Annotated in this window: 16 protein-coding genes; 12 read left to right on the forward strand and 4 right to left on the reverse strand. The window is 47.6% G+C overall.

The window, feature by feature from the left end:
* Positions 1-201: 201 nt before the first annotated feature.
* Positions 202-939 carry a glutathione peroxidase gene (locus F8R13_RS09365; RefSeq protein WP_152833922.1) on the reverse strand — a complete coding sequence of 246 codons (738 nt, stop codon included), beginning with the start codon at positions 937-939 and terminating at the stop codon, positions 202-204.
* A 786-nt stretch (positions 940-1725) separates the two neighbouring features.
* On the opposite strand from F8R13_RS09365, the gene ectA reads away from it, so the two are divergent.
* The 11 genes from ectA to F8R13_RS09420 all read left to right on the forward strand — a co-directional run bounded on the left by ectA (position 1726) and on the right by F8R13_RS09420 (position 16690).
* Entirely contained in the window at positions 1726-2283 is a 558-nt protein-coding gene (gene ectA, locus F8R13_RS09370; RefSeq protein ID WP_152833924.1) for a diaminobutyrate acetyltransferase, read from the forward strand.
* Between the two features lie 42 nt (positions 2284-2325).
* Positions 2326-3594 (forward strand): diaminobutyrate--2-oxoglutarate transaminase, encoded by a 1269-nt coding sequence (ectB, locus tag F8R13_RS09375; protein ID WP_152833926.1) that lies wholly within the window; start codon positions 2326-2328, stop codon positions 3592-3594.
* A gap of 37 nt (positions 3595-3631) precedes the next feature.
* A complete protein-coding gene (locus F8R13_RS09380) occupies positions 3632-4027 on the forward strand; it encodes an ectoine synthase (RefSeq protein WP_152833928.1) in 396 nt (131 codons plus the stop codon).
* Positions 4028-4036: 9 nt separating this feature from the next.
* On the forward strand, positions 4037-5515 hold the full coding sequence (locus F8R13_RS09385; RefSeq protein ID WP_152833930.1) for an aspartate kinase: 1479 nt from the start codon (positions 4037-4039) through the stop codon (positions 5513-5515).
* Positions 5503-6609 (forward strand): tetratricopeptide repeat protein, encoded by a 1107-nt coding sequence (locus F8R13_RS09390; RefSeq protein ID WP_253806417.1) that lies wholly within the window; start codon positions 5503-5505, stop codon positions 6607-6609. Before F8R13_RS09385 ends, F8R13_RS09390 begins: the two co-directional genes overlap by 13 nt.
* A 43-nt stretch (positions 6610-6652) precedes the next feature.
* Positions 6653-8092, forward strand: a complete 1440-nt coding sequence (locus F8R13_RS09395) for a sodium/proline symporter (RefSeq protein ID WP_152833932.1) — start codon at positions 6653-6655, stop codon at positions 8090-8092.
* Between the two features lie 281 nt (positions 8093-8373).
* Entirely contained in the window at positions 8374-8916 is a 543-nt protein-coding gene (locus tag F8R13_RS09400; RefSeq protein ID WP_152833934.1) for a thioredoxin family protein, read from the forward strand.
* 13 nt (positions 8917-8929) lie between these two features.
* Positions 8930-10330, forward strand: coding sequence for a TolC family protein (locus F8R13_RS09405; protein WP_253806418.1), 1401 nt, complete (start codon positions 8930-8932; stop codon positions 10328-10330).
* Between the two features lie 43 nt (positions 10331-10373).
* Positions 10374-10892, forward strand: a complete 519-nt coding sequence (locus F8R13_RS09410; protein WP_152833936.1) for an efflux RND transporter periplasmic adaptor subunit — start codon at positions 10374-10376, stop codon at positions 10890-10892.
* A gap of 361 nt (positions 10893-11253) precedes the next feature.
* Positions 11254-13806: a methyl-accepting chemotaxis protein gene (locus F8R13_RS09415; protein ID WP_172967750.1), complete on the forward strand. Its 2553-nt coding sequence runs from the start codon at positions 11254-11256 to the stop codon at positions 13804-13806.
* Between the two features lie 244 nt (positions 13807-14050).
* Positions 14051-16690: a plasma-membrane proton-efflux P-type ATPase gene (locus F8R13_RS09420; RefSeq protein ID WP_152833938.1), complete on the forward strand. Its 2640-nt coding sequence runs from the start codon at positions 14051-14053 to the stop codon at positions 16688-16690.
* Positions 16691-16734: 44 nt separating this feature from the next.
* Here F8R13_RS09420 and F8R13_RS09425 read toward each other — a convergent pair whose 3' ends face one another.
* The 3 genes from F8R13_RS09425 to rimK are packed head-to-tail and all read right to left on the reverse strand — an operon-like array spanning position 16735 to position 19370.
* The gene (locus tag F8R13_RS09425; protein ID WP_253806419.1) at positions 16735-17328 is read right to left on the reverse strand and encodes a mechanosensitive ion channel domain-containing protein; all 594 of its coding nucleotides are present in this window, start codon (positions 17326-17328) and stop codon (positions 16735-16737) included.
* 49 nt (positions 17329-17377) lie between these two features.
* Positions 17378-18427 carry a succinylglutamate desuccinylase/aspartoacylase family protein gene (locus tag F8R13_RS09430; RefSeq protein WP_152833940.1) on the reverse strand — a complete coding sequence of 350 codons (1050 nt, stop codon included), beginning with the start codon at positions 18425-18427 and terminating at the stop codon, positions 17378-17380.
* A 37-nt stretch (positions 18428-18464) separates the two neighbouring features.
* Complete coding sequence (rimK, locus tag F8R13_RS09435; protein WP_152833942.1) at positions 18465-19370, reverse strand: 30S ribosomal protein S6--L-glutamate ligase; 906 nt, start codon at positions 19368-19370, stop codon at positions 18465-18467.
* Positions 19371-19651: 281 nt separating this feature from the next.
* Here rimK and F8R13_RS09440 point away from each other — a divergent pair, with 281 nt between their 5' ends.
* Complete coding sequence (locus F8R13_RS09440; RefSeq protein ID WP_152833943.1) at positions 19652-20779, forward strand: efflux RND transporter periplasmic adaptor subunit; 1128 nt, start codon at positions 19652-19654, stop codon at positions 20777-20779.

The following is a 20779-nucleotide window of genomic DNA, read 5'->3' on the forward strand; positions in this document are numbered from 1 at the left end:
CTCACTCGTGCAAAGCTCTCCTAAAGAATGAAATTCTATCACGGAGATAAGCGGGTAACTGAATGTCAGCAGCTTTTCTTCGAAATAAAACGTCTGAAATGAATCGTGAAAAACTGCCAGGTTGGGGTAATGAATAGCTACCCCAACCTAGTAGATTTTAGGCGGCGATTGCAAGCAATCGCCAAGAAAGTCATTCGCCGATTACTTGGCTAGGTAAGCTTCAAGGTCGTCTGAACCACCGATGTGATTTCCTTCGATGAACACTTGTGGAACCGTATCAGCATTTGCCACGGCGCGAAGTGTGCGAGAAGTCACACCTGCATTGGCAATGGTGATTTCTTCATAAGCGATACCTGCATCTTCAAGCGCTGCTTTCGCTTTGGCACAGAAAGGGCAGCCAGGCTTAGTGAAGATGGTCGCAACCTTAGATGCTTGTGCATTCGGGTTGATGTAGTTCAACATAGTGTCTGCGTCAGACACTTCAAATGGGTCGCCTGGGACTTCCGGTTCGATGAACATTTTGTCAACGACACCGTCCTTAACCAACATAGAGTAACGCCATGAACGTTTGCCGAAACCTAGGTCTGCCTTATCAACCAACATACCCATACCGGCAGTGAACTCGCCGTTGCCGTCTGGAATCAAAGTCACGTTGGTAGACTCTTGGTCTTTTGCCCACTCGTTCATTACGAATGTGTCGTTCACAGACATACAAACGATTTCGTCGACACCGTTCTCAAAGAAAACAGGCGCCAGTTCGTTAAAACGTGGCAAATGCGTTGACGAACAAGTTGGGGTAAATGCACCAGGCAAAGAGAAAACGATAACGGTACGACCTTTGAATATGTCGTCACTGTTGACGTTAACCCAGTTTCCGCCTTGGCGTGTCGGCCATACAACACTTGGTACTTTTTGTCCTTCGCGATTTTCAAAAGGCATAAATAACTCCTCGTTAAGTTTTTTGAAATTAAGTTTTAGTGGTTTTGATGAAAAATTCGTTGCTTCGGAACTCATTCTAGGAGGATAAGCTGTTTAAGTAAAATTAAATGTTTTTAATATAGTGATAGCTAAAAGCTATTAATAACAAGCTTATTATGAATGACTGACTGAATCCTGAGCTTGTGTCCCTTTATTTTAACTTCAGCTAAATAGCACTGAATATGTTGTCCCTAATTTATGGGATTTATATGGGGATAAAAACGATTGGCAATGATCGTTTTTTCAATTTTAGATGACAAAAATATGAAATTTTCCCTAAAACTTGAGATATTGAGCAATTCTTGTTAAGATAATGGCAATTTAAAAACCCAAAAGGTTAAATTATCTTTTTTTTGAAAGCACTGCTTGTAAGTGAACGAACATTTACAGGTAAGAAATTCCAAAATAAAATCCTGTGGAAGTTTTCTAGGCGCTTTTCTTCAGACCCTCAAGATGTTCATCCTCAAGATGTTCATTTACATCCCACAGGGTCGAGTCTAATCCAAAGGACAAGTCCGGAGGAATCAATCGTATGGTCAAGCCATAAGCCATCCCCCTGTTCGTTAGATTTTGCTGTTTCCGCTGCACATGCAACGATTCATGCTGATTTAAGCACGCTCGGTCGTGAGGTTTATTATCGCTTGATTGCCATAGTCTTTAAGTCAATGGAGACGCTTTTCATAGCCCCGCCATTGCTGCGATTGGTTGCTAATCCTATCAGCAACTCAACAACAAAGGTCACTCATCATGGAGAGTCATACCGAAACCTTTAATTCTAATCAAACCAAACCCAAACCTGATATTCAGTTCAGAAAACCGACGCTGGCGGATGGTGAAGCCATCTATCGCTTGATTGAGCGCTGCCCACCGTTGGATTTGAACTCAAGTTATCTCTATTTTCTTCAGGCGTCGCATTTTGCCGATACCTGTGTGGTCGCAGAAATGGATGGTGGTCTGGTGGGCTTCGTATCCGCTTATTACTTACCTGAAGAGCCGCGTTCGTTGTTTGTCTGGCAAATCGCCGTAGACGAAAGAGCACGAGGCCAAGGTCTGGCGAAACGCTTGCTGCGCCAATTACTGGCGAACCAGAGCAAAAGCTATGTCACCGAAATTCTCTGCACCATCAGTCCATCCAACAAGGCCTCTCAAGCATTGTTCAACGGCTTTGCCAATGACGAAGGCTTGAAGGTAGTTGTTGAACCCTTTTTAACCGAAGCGCACTTTTCCAGTCTTGGACACGAGGCTGAAGAACTTTATCGCCTGGCAGCACCAAAGCATCAGAACCTGTTTGCCTACTGGCGATAACAAAAACTATTAAAAATCTATAAAAATCTAAGGAAAGCTAACATGACAACAGAAAAATTAAGTGTATTTAATCAATACGAATCGGAAGTGAGAGGTTATATCCGCTCTTTTCCAACGCTATTTGCCAAATCGAAAATGGCAGAAATCTGGGACGATGACGGTAAACGTTATGTCGATTTCTTTGCCGGTGCCGGCGCCCTGAACTACGGGCATAACAACCCGGTGATCAACGATGCGGTCATCAAGTATTTACAGGAAGACGGTATTGGCCATGCGCTGGATATGGCGACTGTCGCGAAGCGCGATTTTATCGAGTCGTTCGTCAACAATATTCTCAAACCGAGAAACTTGGACTACAAACTGCAATTTGTAGGGCCAACGGGTACCAATGCCATCGAAACCGCGTTGAAAATTGCCAGAAAGGTCAAAGGCCGTAAACAAGTGATGTCTTTCACCAACGGTTTCCACGGTATGTCGATGGGATCTTTGAGTATTACCGGTAACAGCTATTACCACGACGAGAGCTATGGTGTACCGGGTTATACCACTCAGGTGCCTTTCCATAACTATCTGGGCGATAAGGTTGATACCATCGCCTACCTACACAAAATTCTGGAAGACGCGTCTAGTGGAACCGAGCTACCTGCCGCCATCGTTCTGGAAACCATTCAGGCGGAAGGGGGCATCAACGTTGCCGGTGCACCTTGGCTAAAAGCGCTCAGAGAGATTTGTGACCAGTTTGACATCCTGCTGATCGTCGATGACATTCAAGCAGGTAACGGGCGTTCAAGTGACTTCTTCAGCTTCGAACGTGCGGGCATCGTACCCGATATTGTCACTTTATCGAAATCCATTGGTGGTGGACACCCGATGTCGATTGTCTTGATGAAACCGGAGTTGGACAAGTGGAGTCCAGGTGAGCATTCGGGGACTTTCCGTGGGTTTAATTTGGCATTTGTCGCGGCCAAAGCAGCGATTGACAAATATTGGTCTGGCAAAGACTTCCAAGCGGAAATCAAACAAAAATCAAATTGGGTGCAGCAACGCATGGAGCAACTGGCGTTGAAGTTCCCGAAAGCGATTCGCGAAATCCGTGGTCACGGCATGATCTGGGGGGCGGAGTTCAGAGACCCTGAAATCGCTTCGCAAATCTGTGAGCAGTCGTTCAACGAAGGTTTGGTGGTGGAAACCGCCGGTGCAGAAGGCGAGGTCATCAAGTTCCTCGGGCCGTTGATTATTTCCAAAGAATTGATTGATGAAGGCTTCGACATTTTGGAGTCAGCCGCGAAGAAAGTGCTCGCCAAACAATAATCCCTTTTTAGTAACCCTCTTTAGACAGGAGTAAATCATGATTGTAAGAAATTTATACGACGATATTATCGGAACCGAAGCGGATGTAGATGGCGGACAATGGGTCAGCCGCCGCTTGTTGCTGGGCAAAGATGGAATGGGATTCTCTTTCCATGACACCATCATCAAAGAAGGTGAGGTTTGCCATTTTTGGTACAAAAACCACCTTGAAGCGGTGTATTGCATTGCTGGTGAAGGCGAAATCTACGACAAGGCGACCGGTATCACCCACCCGATTCGTGAAGGAACCATCTATGCATTGAACGAGCATGATCGTCATATCCTTAGCGCCAACAAAGGCACCGAGCTGCGTTTGGTGTGTGCATTTAACCCGCCGGTCACAGGGCGTGAAACCCACGACGAAGATGGTTCTTATACTTTGGTGAAGGAATAAGTTATCGCCATGCAGCATAAGAATGAGCAGGGAAAACCTGTTGATAGAACATTGAGCGTCGAGAAAATCGGCGGAACCTCCATGAGCGACTATCAAGCGGTTAGGGACAATATCGTTTTCTATCCGCAAAGCCCGTATCGACGTATTCTGGTCGTGTCCGCCTATGGCGGCATGACCAACGATTTGTTGGAGCACAAGAAAACCGGGCAACCGGGTGTTTACGGGTTGTTTGCGCACAATGACGAGAGTGATGATGGTTCAGAGCACTCCTGGCGCGAAGCTTTGCGAGACCTATCGGCAAAGATGCAACAGTTCAACGAAGAGCTGTTTACCACGGACGACATGAAAGCGGCAGCAAACTGCTTTATCTCCGAGCGTATCGATCACACCGAGAAGTTGTTGATGCACTTGCAGAACCTTTGTCACCATGGGCATTTCTCGTTGGAAGACCATTTGCTGACGGTACGTGAACTCTTGGCAAGTATCGGTGAAGCGCACAGTGCGTGGAATCTGACACAGCTTTTGAAAGCGGAAGGTGTCAATGCGGTGTGGATTGATTTAACCGGTTGGCAGGACGATGAAAAACTGCCATTGGATGAAGTGATTCACAACAAGCTGTGCCACCTTAATTATGACGAAGTGCTGCCGATTGTGACGGGCTATGCCCACTGCGAAGAGGATTTGATGAACACCTTTGACCGCGGCTACAGCGAAATGACGTTTAGTCGCATTGCGGTGTTGTGTCAGGCGACGCAAGCGGTCATTCATAAGGAATATCACTTGAGTAGTGCCGACCCGCGTTTGGTGGGAGAAGAGCAAGCGGTTCCAATCGGCAAAACCAACTATGACATCGCCGACCAGTTGGCGAACCTCGGCATGGAAGCGATTCACCCCAAAGCGGCAAAAGGGTTGCGACAAGCGCAGATTCCTTTGTTGATTAAAAACACCTTCGAGCCGGAGCACCACGGCACCATTATTCGCGAAGACTACGTGAGCAAGTTCCCACAGGTTGAGATTATCGCCGGTAGGCAGAACCTGATTGCGGTAGAGGTCTTTGACGCCGAAATGATGGGGCAGCAGACCGACTATGAGCAAGCCATTTGGGAAATCACCAAACGCCTCAGGTGCCAGGTGCTGACCAAAGATTTCAACGCCAACACCATCACCCTGTATCTGCAAGCATCTTTGCGCAAAGCCAAACGACTTGCCGGGCAATTGGAAGCACGTTTACCGACCGCCAAGATTTCCACCAGCAAAGTCTCATTGGTGTCGGCAATGGGGAGTGATATGCGCATCAAGGGACTGTTGGCGCAAGCAGTACAGACGCTATTTGAGGCGGGTATCAATATTCAAGCGTTGCATCAAAACCTCAGACAGGTGGAAATGCAGTTTTTCGTCAAGGAACAAGATTACGAACGCGCGGTTAAACGCCTGCACGCCAGCCTAATCGAAGTTCATAACCATGGAAAAGCGATATGGGAACACTAAAGGGTACCTCTAATAACCCACGATGGATTCTGGCAATGCCAAATTTGACTAAGCCCCTACGGGGGGTGCTTAAACGCCACTTCTTCGGTGTTGTGCGCCTTGACCTTAGAATGACTAAGGTCGGCGACGCACGCCTAGAAGAAGTCACCTTTAAGCCCCGCAGAATCTCATCGGGGGTTATTCGAAGTACCCTAAAGAAAATCTGCCAGGTTGGGGGGGTACTCGCTTTGTTGCTGATGGCTCAACCCGTGTTTGCCGCGGATACCGCCGCTAAGCCAGAGGCGTCTCAGGAAGCCAAGATGAAGCAAGCCGTCGATAAGCTCAAGGCGCCTTTATATACGCCGTTTATCGAACGCTATGTCTTGGATGATCTCAAGCAGTTGCGTATAGATATGAATCACTTGCAGGTCAGTATGACCAAGCAAGTGACCGATCGGGAGTTGACCGCGACCAATCGTGCCGTGTCCTATGCCACCGATACCGTTACCTACTTCTTTTACCTGATTGCCGGAATCAGTTCCGTGTTGTTATTGGTGGGGTGGACCTCCCTGAAGGATGTTAAAGAGCGTGTTCATAATTTTGCCGACACCAAGGTGAATAAAGTGATTTCCGAATATGAGCAACGGTTGGCAAAACTTGAAGAAGAATTGAATCATAAATCCGTTGGTATTCAGAGCGCCCAGAAACGTCTCACGCGTTATGAAGATATTCACAGTCTCTGGTTGAAAGCGGCACAGGAGCAAGTACCGACCAGACGTCTGGATTTGTATGATCAGATTCTACGCTTAGATCGCGACAATGCCGAAGCCTTGACCTACAAAGCCGATGTGGTGCTGGAGATGAATGAACCGCAATGGGCAATCAACCTCTGCCAGCAAGCATTGGAAATCGATCCAGACAACTCTCATGCGTTTTATCAATTGGCAGGGGCTTATGCGTTGCTGAACCAACCGCATGATGCCATCGTCAATTTGGAGCTGTCTTTAAAAGACACGGAAGGCATGGTCGATCAAGTGTTGAAAGATCCTGTTTTCGAAGGTCTGGCGGAAAACCCTGAATTCCAAGAGTTGTTGAAACGAAAAGGGGTCGTTTGATGAAATATCTACAGGGAAAACACCTAATCGGATGGTTCATTAAATGATTCTGATGACTTTTCTTGGCTTTCTGTTGCTGTTTTTCCTGATAGGGGTTTCCAGCTATTTTTTCTCCCATAAAACCACCTCGGATTATTTGGTGGCGGGTAAAAGTGTTTCTCCCGCTTTGGTCGGGCTATCGGCTATCGCCACCAACAATAGCGGGTTCATGTTTATCGGAATGATCGGTGCAACCTATACCATGGGCTTGTCATCCATGTGGTTGATGGTCGGTTGGATTTTTGGGGATTTCATCGCCCAGAAACTGGCAGTGAAACAGATTCAGCGTCACGCTCAGGCAGATAGTGTACATTCTTTTGGTGGCCTCATCGTACACTGGTTGGTAAGGGAGTCTGCGGGTAAAACCTCATTGGCGCAGGCTTTTCGGCTTCGTCAATTAATCGGTATTCTGACGTTGGTATTTCTGGTGGTGTATGCCGCCGCGCAATTAAAAGCCGGCACGAAAGCCACTCAGGTACTGCTCGGCTGGTCTCCTGAAACCGGTATCTATCTCGCGGCGATGATTATTTTCGTCTACAGTTTGATGGGCGGATTGCGGGCATCGATATGGACAGATGTCGCTCAGTCAATCGTGATGCTGTTCGGCATGGCCTCCTTGGCGGTATTCGGTATCCTGGCGCTGATGTCTTCTGAGCAAAGCGTGTGGCAACAACTGGTCAATGCCGCGCCTCATTATATGAACTGGCTGCCATCGGATATGACATCCACGGCAGCCATTTTGTTTGTCATCGGCTGGATTTTCGGCGGTATGGGGGTGATCGGACAACCGCAAATCGTCATAAGGTTTATGACGTTACACCCGGAACGCACACCGGGTGAGATGCAGGCATACTACTATGCCTGGTTCGTCACTTTTTACAGTTTAACGGTTCTGGTTGGGCTGCTAAGCCGCCTACTGATTCCCGTGACCGCAGGCTTTGATGCAGAAACCGCTTTGCCGACGTTGGCTACCGAGTTGATGCCTAAGGTTTTTGCCGGGTTGATACTGGCGGCGTTGTTTGCCGCAACCATGTCTACCGTCGATTCATTGGTGCTTTCCTGCTCGGCAGCCTTAACACGTGACTTGACCCGGAAGCCCACGCAAAGTTTGTATTTCACTAAGTTTGCGACCTTTACTATCCTGACAGTGGCGGTTTTGATTGCCATTTCCAACAATCAAACCGTGTTCAAAATGGTGTTGGATGCTTGGGGACTACTCGGTTCAGCCTTCGGTCCATTGATTATCTGGCTGTCACTTGATAAGCGGGTAACGCAGAATCAGGCAATATTGATGATTTTGTCCGGCATTACCGTATTTGTTCTGTTTTCTTATTTTGATTGGATGTCAGAAGTCTATCCGGTTGCATTTGGGATGCTCGCAGGTCTGGTTGCGGCATGGCTGAGTTCTGCGGCTCTAAGCCTTCAAAAGCAAGCAAGCCGCTAAAAAATTTTTAACAACCCTGTTTGTGTTTAGACGGCGGCGCTGGTTACTTGGCTAAAGAATGCTTGCTAGTGTGAAAATAACTAACAAGCGTTAGAAAAGAGTTTGAAAAAAAGGGTCGTCTCGTTGTAAACTTGCCACCTAGGTGTTGAATGAAGGGAGTCGTTTGAATCACCGCTTCGTCCATGAAAACAAGGTTTTATGGAGTTTGCTGTTTGAGCATATTCCTATAAAACGTAACGTAGACTACGTTACGTTGGCACATAATTGACAAAGGTGGAGATATGACAAAGTGGTTAAAAGTTTCCGTACGTAAGCTGTTTGTACTCAGTGGTTTATTGTTGGTTTTATCTCCGACTTACGTCCAAGCCGCCGATTTTTTCGACGAGACTTTCGGTAACCTGCAAGAAGAGTTGGATAACGCCAAAGAATCCGGTAAACAGGGTATCTTCTTATTTTTCCAAATGAATGATTGTCCGTTTTGTCACCGCATGGAAAATACCATCCTGAACCAACCAGACGTCATTGCCTACTATAAAAAACATTTCCTGAACTTCTCTATTGATATCGAAGGGTCAAACGAAATGACCGACTTTGATGGTACCACTGGGACGGCGCAAGAACTTTCCGAGAAAAAATACCGTGTCAGAGCAACGCCTGTGTTGATGTTCGTTGACCTTAAAGGGAAACGAATTTTGCGATACACAGGGCCAACCCGTACCAAACAAGAGTTTATGTTGATGGGGAAATTCATTGTCGATGGCGCTTACAAAACCACGAAATTCACCCGTTATAAAAGAGAGCATATGAAGCCTATTGCACCTTAATTTGGGGATAATTATGGGTTTCTATCAAAACATTCTTGCGGCCGATTATCTAAAGTTAAAGCCATCTCTGTTTTGTTTGGCAATGTCTGTCGGCATGACGACAAGCGTCATGGCGGCAGAGGCTACTACGCCACCTCCGCAAGCGCCTGCTGCATCATCTCAGCAGGCGGATGCCAAGCCAGTCTCGGTGCAATCTCAAACTACCTTGCCGGAACCGCTGACATTGGAAAGTGTCGTTGAACTCCCGCATAGCGTCAGTCCTCAAGTATTGTTAAGCAAGGCTAAGCAGCAGGAAGCCTTTGCCAAATACCAACAACAAAAAGCAGATGATGGCGTCGAGCTGGATTTAATGGGTAGACTTGGTTGGCGCGAGTATGCAGACCATACCGAAGACAACCATCTTTTGGCGTTGCATGTTGGTAAACAACTCTATGATTTCGGTAAAACAGAGGCTGCGCAGGCTTCTCAACTCAATTTATCTGATGCCGAATCCGAGTTGCTTCAAGATCAAAGCATTCAATTCCAACTGCGATTGATGCAAAGCTTTTTCAATGTCATTCTGGCGGACTATCAGTATCGCGTTGATAATGAGGATATGGCGACGGTTTATGTCACCATGGACAAAGCGCGTGACCGCCATGAGTTGGGGCAAATTTCTGATGTTGAATTCAGCCGCCTTGAAGCAAACTATGAAAAGTCTTATGTCAAACGTATGAAAGCCGAGTTTGACCAAAGACAAACGCGTACCAGTCTCGCCAACCTGGTCGGGCAACCTCAAAACCTGCCGGATAAATTGACGTTTCCTGACTTGAAAGGCTTGTTGAAACGTTCTTTGAAGCCACTTGAGGAATACCAAAAAGAAGCGTTGGAAAACAATCTTCAGCTAAAAAGTATGCAGCTTAAACTGAAGGCGGCGAATTACCAGTTGGAAAGTCAGGATGCCGATGACAAACCCAGTTTCCGAGTTGATGCTTGGGGCGGGAAATTGTCGACCTATGAATATAAAAGAGAGGGGCGCTGGCGTTTTGATTTGAGCATGGACTATCCTTTGTACGATAGTGGTAGCCAGTCAGCCAAAATGAGTGAGGCCAGAGCCAAAGTTCAGCAGGCACAAGCCGAGTTGAAGGCGATGGAGCAGTCCTTGCGTGACCAAGTGGCGGAAGTCTACTTCAAACTGCAACTCAATAAAGCACAGCGCAAACAGAATGCGGCATTCTCAAATTATGCAGATTTGTATTTGGACTATAGCCGAGGGCTTTACGAAAACGAAGCCAAGACCGACTTGGGTGACTCCATGGTACGTTTGTCGGAAGCCAGTTATCAAAACATTATGACGACTTTCCAATATACGTTGGACTGGGCGAAACTGGATTATCTGACAGGGAAACCTGTAGACCTCGACAAATACCGTTAAGAATCAGACAGCTCAAATGGGCAAATGAACAAAGGATCTTTCTATGAAAGTGTTTAACCATCCATTATTGAAAATCTTGACCTGGTCCGCCTTTATTTGGGCAGGGTTTACGTTTTCGGCACAGGCTCAGACCGTTAAAATCGGTGCTTTGGTCGCCGGGCAGGTGATTGAGGTTCATGTCAAGGAAGGTCAGCATGTCAAAAAAGGGCAGCTGCTGATGAAGATAGACGACACGCGCTATCAGGCAAAATTACGTTCAATGGAAGCTTCTCTGCAAATGGCAAAATTGAAGCTGGCGGACCAGAAAATCAATTTGGATCAGGCGTTGGATTTGTATGACCGTACGGTAACGGCAACGCGTGAGCGTGATGCTGCTCAGTTAGCCTATGACTTAGCCAATCAAACCTTTGAGAAAGCCAAAGCCGATTTGGCATATTATCAAGCTTGGGCTAGATACTTCGTTATCAAGGCGCCAGTAAGTGGCCGCATCAAGAAAATCGACGCCCCCACAGGCACGACAGTTTACAAAGAAAACACGCCTCTTATCCAAATCGAACGTTAAAACCTTCTCTCTACATACCTAAGGGTTTGTCGTGTTCTGTTTAGCACGGCAGGCCGCCATTCTTTCATCATTATTAAGTCACAATCTATTCATTAATATTGACCGGACTCTATGTAAAAGTTGGCTTAAATCCCGAGTAATCCCCTGTTTTTACTCAGGTTATTGATCGCAACTGCTAATCATAGGGTTAATTTTTCAAGCAAACGTTGATAGCGTATAAATTCTTTTTGGCTTAAATCTAATGAATTTTACTAAGTAGTCTTTTATACTGATTCAGTTAGACAGGATGTTTAATTGACCTAACAGAGGGGTTGCAAAAGGATTGCAGGAAATTAATTGAGTATAAAAAACGGAGAAACAGATGTTTAAAACGATAAAAGGCAGGTTGATTGGAAGTTTCAGTTTATTAACTATTTTGATTATCGCACTTTCATTGTTTAACGTCAGTAAGGTTGGTGAATCAACCGATGGCTTTAAAGAGTATCGTGCTATCGCCAAAAACTCTGTTTTAGCCGCACGCATTCAAGCCAATATGCTGGAAATGCGTATTGGCGTGCTGAAATATCTTGATAGTGAATCCGATGAGGCGATGCAGGAATTTGAAAAGCGCTATTCAAAAACCCGTGAGTATGTCCAGTTAGCGCAGAAGCAGATTGTCAAACCACACCGAGCGAAAGAAGTTGATGTTATTGATGATGAACTTTCCAAGTACAAATCCGGTGTTGATGAAATCAAAAGTCTGATGGGGCAGCGTCGCGAAATTATAGAATCCAACTTAGATAAAAATGGGCCCATCATGACCCGCTTAATCAAGGAAGTAGTGAATGGGGTTAAAGACCAAGGACCTGAAGCCGTTGCTGTGGGGACAAGAACACTTTCGAACCTATTAGCGGCACGTTTGGCGACCGTCAAAGTCATTCAACACAACAAAAAAGAAAATGTAGATCAAGCGGAAGCCGAATTTAAAAAAATGGGCAATCACTTGGATGATTTCATTCCTTATCTTAAAACACAGAAAACCCGCCAGGATATTGAACAACTCCATCAGTTAGCGACAGAATATCAGCAGGGGATTCATCAGTTATTTGAAATTGTAGAAAAAAGAAATGACATTTCAAATAATCAGCTCAACAAAATTGGCGCGCATATCTCAGAGGTTTCCGAGAACATCAAGTTGGAGATCAAAAAAGAGCAAGATACAACTGGGCCTTATATCCAAGACCTGAATGAAAGTCTGATTACCATGACGCTATTGGTTTCCGGTTTGATTGCGCTGATTTCTATTATTATTGCGACATTAATTCCGCGTTCAGTATCAAGAGGCTTACATTCTATTGAATCGCGCTTGACGGAAATCACCAAAACGGGAGATTTCTCAATTCGTGCCGATGAAAGCCGCCAAGATGAAATCGGTCAAATGGCGCACTCTGTCAATGACATGCTGGCGAACACGCAGACCGCCATCTCCGAAGCCAATCATGTGGTGCAAGCGATCGCGAAAGGTGATTTCGCACAAAGGGTGCAGGCCGATTTCAAAGGCGATTTGGCGGTGCTGAAAGAGGGGGTAAACGCCAGTGCAGAAAGTGTTGCTTTCACCATGTCTGAGTTGAAGAATGTAATGGAAGGCCTGTATGAAGGAGACTTCTCCGTACGCATGGATAACAGAGTGGAGGCCGCCTTCCGTGAAATGGTTGACAAGTCGATGAATGCAATCAACTCAGTTATTTCTGATATCAGCCGAGTGATGTCGGCGATGAATGAAGGGCAATTTAATCATCAAGTTGAAGTAGAAGCCAGAGGCGAGTTGTTGCAGATGAAAAATGTCATTAATGACTCGATGACGCGTCTGAAGCAAGCAATGGATATTATCGCCAAAGTGGTACTTGCACAGGCCGAAGGTGACTTGACGCAGAATTGTCAGGGCGATTTCAGAGGGGATTTGAAAACCCTATCGAACGCCATGAATCAGTCAGTAGCGAAATTGAGTGGTATTGTCGGGCAAGCTGTGCAAGTAGCGGGTATTGTCAGTACCGCAGCATCTGAAGTGTCTCAAGGGGCAACAGATCTGAGTCAGCGAGTGCAGGAGCAGGCGGCCGCTTTGGAAGAAACTTCCGCGACGATGGATGAGATGAATTCAGCGGTGCAAGCGAATACCGAAAATGCACAAGAAGCGGCTAAGTTGGCGAATGAGGTGCAAGAGAAATCGTCCCACGGAACGGAAGTCATGCATCAAACCATCGATGCCATGCAAATGATTCAGGAATCGAGTCATAAAATTGCAGATATTGTGGCCTTGATTGACGGAATTGCCTTCCAAACTAACCTCTTGGCGCTCAATGCTGCCGTTGAAGCGGCCAGAGCCGGCGAGCATGGCCGTGGCTTTGCCGTAGTTGCCGGTGAAGTCCGTTCTTTGGCGCAAAAGTCGGCGGAAGCGGCAAAAGATATTAAAAATTTGATTGAAGAGAGCGTTGAGCGTATCAACCAAGGTACCGAGCTGGCTTCTCAGTCTGGTGAAGTCTTGAATGTGATTAACGAGTCGATTGATTCGGTTGCCAAAATGGTTGAGCAGATAGCCAAGGCGTCTGAAGAGCAGGCAAATGGGGTTAGTCAGGTGCATCAAGCCATCAGTCAGATTGACCAGGTGACTCAGCAAAATGCGGCATTGGTGGAAGAAACCACTGCTGCGGCAGAAAGCATGAGCGATCAAGCAGAGGTGCTGACCAAGGATATGTCTTATTTCAAAACCGGGAGTGTTGCGAAAGCTTCCGGCTCGGCAGTTAAGCAGGTTCATGCGTCAGCACCGCCAGCTGCACCAGCCAAGGTAGCGACACTTGCCGCGCCGGCGAAAACTTCCGAGCCAGTTTTGCCGTCCAAACCGACGAAATCTGCAGATGACGAGTGGGATGATTTTTAACCCATAATCCACGACGGATAACCCATACGGCAAGCTTGTCATCATGCTGGCTTGCCGCTCTTTCTGCCTCGAATTGAACCGGGGCAGTCAAAAGTAAGTTCCACTTTCTATTCACTTTTCCCCTTCATTTCCTTACAAGTTTTGCGGTAGTATTAGTCTGACGCGGTTGGCTAAGGAGCTTCTCATTCAATCAGAGTTTCCCTAGGCGTATCTGGATGATAGTTTTCAGTAAAGGCGGCATATCATGAAATCGACCAATGATTACGAGTCACAAGATTTTGTTCAAACCCTCCAAGAATTAGAGACCTCGCTGAAAACAGGCTTGTCTGAAGAGGAAGCCGCCAAGCGGTTGCAAACCTACGGCTACAATGCCATTCAAGAAAAAACCGAGAGTGCCTATAAACGCTTTCTAAAGCGTTTTTGGGGGCCGATTCCCTGGATGATTGAAGCCGCGGCATTGATGTCCGCCATCGTCCAGAAGTGGGAAGATTTCACCATCATCACCATTCTGCTGTTCGTCAACGCCATGATTGATTTCTTCCAGGAATATCGAGCGATGAACGCCATCAGTGCGCTCAAGCAACGCCTTGAAAACAAAATCATGACCCGACGCGATGGTCAGTTCAAACAGATATTGTTCAAGGAGCTGGTGCCGGGCGACATCATCAAGCTGAAAATCGGTGATGTGGTGCCAGCGGATGTACAACTCATCGATGGGGATTTCATTTCTGTCGATCAGTCGACGCTTACCGGAGAGTCGCTACCTGTTGCGAAAAAGGTCGGAGAAATCGCCTATTCCAATACGGTTGTTAAACAGGGCGAAATGCTTGCCGTTGTGGTGAACACGGCGAATCACACCAATTTCTATAATGTGGTTGCTCTGGTTGCCAATGCGCAAATGCATGAGGTCAGCCACTTCCAGAAAATGGTTATCAAAGTCGGCAACTTCCTAATCGGCATTACCGTTTTGATGATTATCATCATCTTGGTTTCCGCCTTTTTAAATCACGAAAACATGCTCGAAGTGGTGCGCTTCGCACTGGTGCTCACGGTGGCGGCGATTCCGGTTGCCTTGCCGGCAGTGTTGTCTGTGACCTTGGCGGTTGGGGCGATGAATCTGGCGCGTAAGCAAGCAATCGTCAGTCGGTTGGTCGCAATAGAAGAGTTGGCAGGGGTCGATGTTTTCTGTCTCGATAAGACGGGCACTCTGACCCAAAACAAAATGTCGGTGGTACAACCCATCACTTACAAGGAAATCCCCGAAGAGTCATTGTTTTTAACCGCGGCCTTGGCGTCGAAAAGGGAAAATAATGATGCTATCGAAGTGCCGATATTCGACTATCTCTCGTCAGAGTTTTCTCAAGTCGATTTGGCGCAATTCGAGCAGGTGAATTTCATCCCATTCGATCCGGTTCGTAAACGTACGGAAGCCATGGTTCGCACGGGAGACGGTTATCAAAAAGTCTCCAAGGGCGCGGCACAGATTCTATTGGAAATGTGTGGTTTGGATGACGCCGATCAAGCGAAAATCAACCAGACAATTGATGAGCTGGCGATGAAAGGTTATCGCACACTGGCGGTTGCCAAAACCGCCATTCATACGGACATGGAAACCTTAAAGCAGGACGAAGGCTGGCAATTTCTTGGGTTGATTCCGCTATATGATCCACCGCGAGACGACTCGGAAGAGGTCTTGCAAAGCATGCGGGCGCATGGTGTTCACCCTAAAATGGTGACTGGCGACAATCTTGCCATTGCGCGCGAAACAGGTGCCATTCTAGGCTTTCCCAAACAGTCGATTCGTGCCAGGCAGTTGACGGGTGCGACCGAAGATACGCTGAGAAACTTGCTGACGACCCTGACCGAAGCCATTTATCATCGTTTGACGCCTTTGGCGGACAAGCAGGCATCCGAAGCGTTTGCCGAGCAGGTTATGGCAGATTTGCAGCAGGAGTTCGATACCTCGCAACTGGATAAAGAACTACTTCACACGCATGAATCCAGCATTTTGGAAATGATTGAGCGGGTGGACATCTTTGCCGAAGTCATTCCTGAAGATAAGTACAAAATCGTCGACACCTTGCAGAAAGCCAATCATATTGTCGGTATGACCGGCGATGGCGTTAACGATGCCCCCGCCTTGAAAAAAGCCGACTGTGGGATTGCCGTTCCGAATGCCACCGATGCGGCGCGAGCGGCAGCAGACATTATCCTTACCGCACCGGGGATTGGCGTTATTAACGATGCCATTATGCAGGCACGCGTTACTTTCGAGCGAATGAAGAGCTATACCATCTACCGTATCGCCGAAACCATTCGTGTCATCATTTTCATGACGTTGGCGATTGTGGTGTTCCAGTTCTACCCGATTACCGCCTTGATGATTATCATGCTGGCGTTGCTCAACGATATTCCGATCCTGACCATTGCCTACGACAACACCAAGGTACGGACGCAGCCGGTGCGCTGGGATATGAAAGAGGTGTTGGTACTTTCTTTCTGGATGGGGATGGCAGGGGTGTTGTCATCGTTCATGCTGCTCTGGATTACCATGACGCAAATGCATTTGACGCTGGAATTTATACAGACGCTGTTCTTCTTAAAGCTAGTGGTCGCGGGGCATGGCACGATTTTCAACACGCGTCTTGACGACTGGTTCTACAAACAACCCAGACCTTCCAAACAACTTTTCTTGGCGAGTTTTGCCAGTGCGGTGTTCGGTACGGTGCTGGCGGTTTATGGGTTTGATCTGATGGCGCCTATCGGTTGGGAATGGGCGTTGGCAGTTTGGGCTTATGCTGCGGTTTGGTTTGTGTTCAACGACTTTGTCAAAATGTTCGTCATTCGTTATTACCGTAAATATTACGGCGAAGAAGTGCTTTAGCTACACCTAGCAGAGGGTAAAAATCTGCCAGGTTGGGTAGGTGACTATCGGTCTTTGCGTTGTTGCAGGCGGTTTTGGATTTTCGCCATAGAGGTTCTGAGAGCGCCTTTTTCCGCGAGAGGTTCTGAAGCGATTTTGCGGATCGGGCGCTGTAAAATCAGGCTGTTCGGGTAAGTCAACAAATTGCCGTCACTGTCTCTCAGCAGGACTTGGAAGATATTGATTTCGATGATGACGCCTTTCAGACTGTTGGCACCATCAATGATTTCCACTTCATCGCCGATACGAACCGGTAAAGCGAAAAACAGAATGACTCCTGCGGTGATGTTCGACAAAATCGACCATTGCGCTACCAATGCCACCCCCAGAACCGCCAAGATCGACGAGGCGAAAACCCACAGCCCGCGGTAATCCACACCCCAGATGGTGAGCAGCAACAATATGGCAACAAACGCCGCAATAATACGAAAATATTTGCGCACATGCGCCACGCGAAGATTCGGCACTTTTTTACTTTTACCGAGAGTGAACAGGATTTTTCCTATTGTCCAGTTAGTGACTGCCAAGCCAATGATCACAAAGGCACTTAACAGGATTTTGGTATAGGGAAGATCGGAAAGCGTCATTGTCAGTGTCATGGTTCTTGTCCTGCTCTTTCTGGTTGTTTTTCTTGTTGTTCTTTTTGGGTTAAATCACCGGAAAATCGTCGGCATAGGGTTGTTCGTCGGCGATTTCTTCGGTAAATTCATCGACGATCTCGGCAGCAATATCACTGCGCGCAAACTTAGCAATATGGTACAAGGCTTCTCCCTCATTCACCAGCGGGAGTCGCATTTGTCCGATGACGATGCCGTTGTTCGGTGCGTAAATTTCAATTTCCGATTCGCCGAAGGGATCGGAAATCACGCCCATTAGTGTTTGGTTGGCGATGACGCGCTTGCCATCCGCTACCACCGAACGGAAGATGCCGCTGTGTGGCGCGCGCATCCAGAAGCTGGAACGTGCTACCACTGCACTACGGGTCGAAGGTGGTTTTCGTGATTTGGCAATCATGTTGAGTTCGCGCATCACATTGATGATGCCGCGTACACCGGCACGAATCGAAACCTCATCGAATCGCAATGCTTCTCCTGCTTCATACAGCAGTAGAGGAATATTGTTTTTCACCGCGGCGGCGCGCAACGACCCTTTGCGCAGATCGCTGTTGATCATCAAGGGGGCACCAAAGGCTTGTGCCAGCGCATAAGTTTCCTCATCATCCAGTGTGGCGCGAATTTGAGGTAGGTTTGTGCGGTTGATGGCACCGGTGTGCAGGTCAATGCCATGGGTCGATTGTGCCACCACTTCTTTTAAAAACAAGTGTGCCATCCGCGAAGCCACCGAGCCTTTTTCCGAGCCGGGAAAACTACGGTTTAAATCCCGTCTGTCGGGCAAATAGCGACTGTGATGGATGAAGCCGTGCAAATTGACGATTGGCACGGCAATCAGCGTGCCTTTGAGGCGATTGAGCGATTTGACCTTAAGCAGGCGCCGGATGATTTCCACGCCATTCAGTTCGTCGCCATGAATTGCGGCACTGATAAATAGTACCGGTCCGGACTGTCGTCCGCAGAGCACTTGCACCGGCATAGTGAGCTCACTGTGGGTATAAAGTTTTCCGACCACCAAGTCGATGGTTTTGCGCTCGCCTGGCTGGACGGTGATGCCGCCCAGCGTAATCGGGTTGTTCTTTTGCATGACGGTCGTTAAACCTCTTACGATGCTATCGTTACGATTAACCCTTGCCTTTGGTTCGAGTGTTGTGAGGCTTGGCGTTCTTTTCAATAAATTGAATGATAATACTGGCGACATCTTTTCCGGAAGAGGTTTCGATACCTTCCAACCCCGGAGAAGAATTGACTTCCATTACCAATGGGCCATGATTGGAGCGAAGCAAGTCCACACCACAGACATTCAAGCCCATGACTTTTGCGGCGCGAATGGCTGTGGCTCTTTCTTCCGGCGTGATGCGAACCAGCGTCGCCGAACCGCCTTGGTGAAGGTTGGAGCGGAATTCGCCCTCTTTTCCTTGGCGCTTCATGGCGGCAATGACTTTTCCGCCGACTACGAAACAACGGATGTCCGCGCCCTTGGCTTCAGAGATGAATTCCTGTACCAGAATGTTGGCTTTCAAACCATGGAATGCCTGAATAACACTTTGCGCTGCAGAATGGGTTTCCGCCAGCACCACGCCGACCCCTTGCGTACCTTCTAACAGCTTCACCACCACTGGTGCGCCGCCGACTTCCTGCAACAGGTCATCAACATCATCCGGTGAGTGGGCAAAGCCGGTGACTGGCAAGCCGATGCCTTTTCTGGAAAGCAATTGCAGACTGCGTAGCTTATCGCGGGAACGGGCGATGGCAACGGATTCGTTCAAGGGATAAACCCCCATCATTTCAAACTGGCGCAGTATTGCTGTCCCATAGAAAGTGATGGAAGCGCCGATACGTGGAATCACCGCATCAAAATCGTCCAACACGCGTCCTTGGTAGTGGATATGCGGATTGTTGGAGGTGATGTTCATGTAACAACGAAGGGCGTCGATGACCTCCACTTCATGTCCACGTTCTTCTGCGGCTTTGACAAGTCGCTGTGTGGAGTAAAGCTCGGGTTCGCGAGATAAAATGGCAATCTTCATGGGAAATCCCTCAAAACTGGATGGTCGTCGATGTGAAAAACATACGACAGACGAGCGGTCAAAGTCAATTGTATCTGTTTGGGAATAATGAAGAACCAGAATATCTTCAGACTCCGGCAAAAGGCGACGAATTATACAGCTAAAAATAAAGAGAATATAAGAGGTTGCGATAAGAAAATTCTTATATTGGGAGCGTCCCTTTAAAACCCTATGCTAGAATGAGAAAACCAAAATTTTTACGTATCTGTGATTACTTAACATCATAAAACAAAGTGGCCACTATGAAACGATTACTCAAGAACTTCGCAGTTCATCACGCACTCAGCGCATCCGTGGCGATTGTCGCCTTTTCTTTTTTATTGTCGAATACCGTTTATGCCAGCAATACCGAGCATGTCCAAGCCGTTGCCGCGGTTAAGGTTACGCCGGCATCTCCGCAGAGCTGGCAGTTAACCGGTCAGGTCGAGAGTCGCTACGCCATTCCCTTAAGTTTCCGTGTCGGCGGTCAGGTCGAGTCGAAAACGGTGGAAGTCGGTGAAAAGGTGACAAAGGGTCAAGTGCTTGCCAGCTTGGATAAGGCGGATTTGAAACTGACTTTTCAACAGGCGCAAGCCAATTTAAGCAAAGCAAAAGCAGACTACGATAACGCCCAGCGCGAGCGCAAACGTTTGACCAAGATGTATGTGAATAAACTGGTGAGTGAACAGGATTTGCAACGCGCCGAAACGACGGAGATAGCTGCCAAGCAATCCGTGTTGGCGATGCAAGCGGCACTGGAGCTGGCACAACGTCAACTGAATTACAGTCAACTTAAAGCGCCGGATGATGGCGTGCTGACGAACGTGAATGTCGAAGCCGGTCAAGTGGTCTCGGCAGGGCAAGCGTTGTTTACCTTGGCGACGGGCGCACATGAAGCGGTGGTTTACCTGCCTGCGAACCGCTTGCATGCCGACTTGTCTTCGGTGGACGTGGAAGGGGTCGATCAAGCCGGAACCTGTAAAGCAGCATTGCGAGCGAAAACCCCTGTAAACGATAACGAGACTTTGCAGTACAAAGCCTATTTCACGCTGAAAGACTGTACACAGACCTTGCCTTTAGGTGCGGTGGTTGAGTTGAACGTAAAACAGCAGTTAAACGATTTGTTGCAAGTGCCGGTGAGTGCGTTGATTGATAGCGGCAACCAACCGAGAGTGTGGTTGATTAAAGATGGCAAGGTGCATGGCGTTGCGGTCAAAGTGGTCTCAATGGGTGCTGAGTTTGCAGTGATTCAAGCCTTGCAGCCGCAGGAATTGCCTTTGGGATCTCAGGTCGTGGCGGACGGCGTTCATCTGTTGACAGAAGGTTCTGCCGTTAAGATTGTTGCAGACCATGCTGAAAACGTCGATTCTGGATTGGTTGAGGCAATGTAA

The sequence above is a fragment of the Hydrogenovibrio sp. JE_KL2 genome, assembly GCF_009296185.1.
GTDB lineage: Bacteria > Pseudomonadota > Gammaproteobacteria > Thiomicrospirales > Thiomicrospiraceae > Hydrogenovibrio.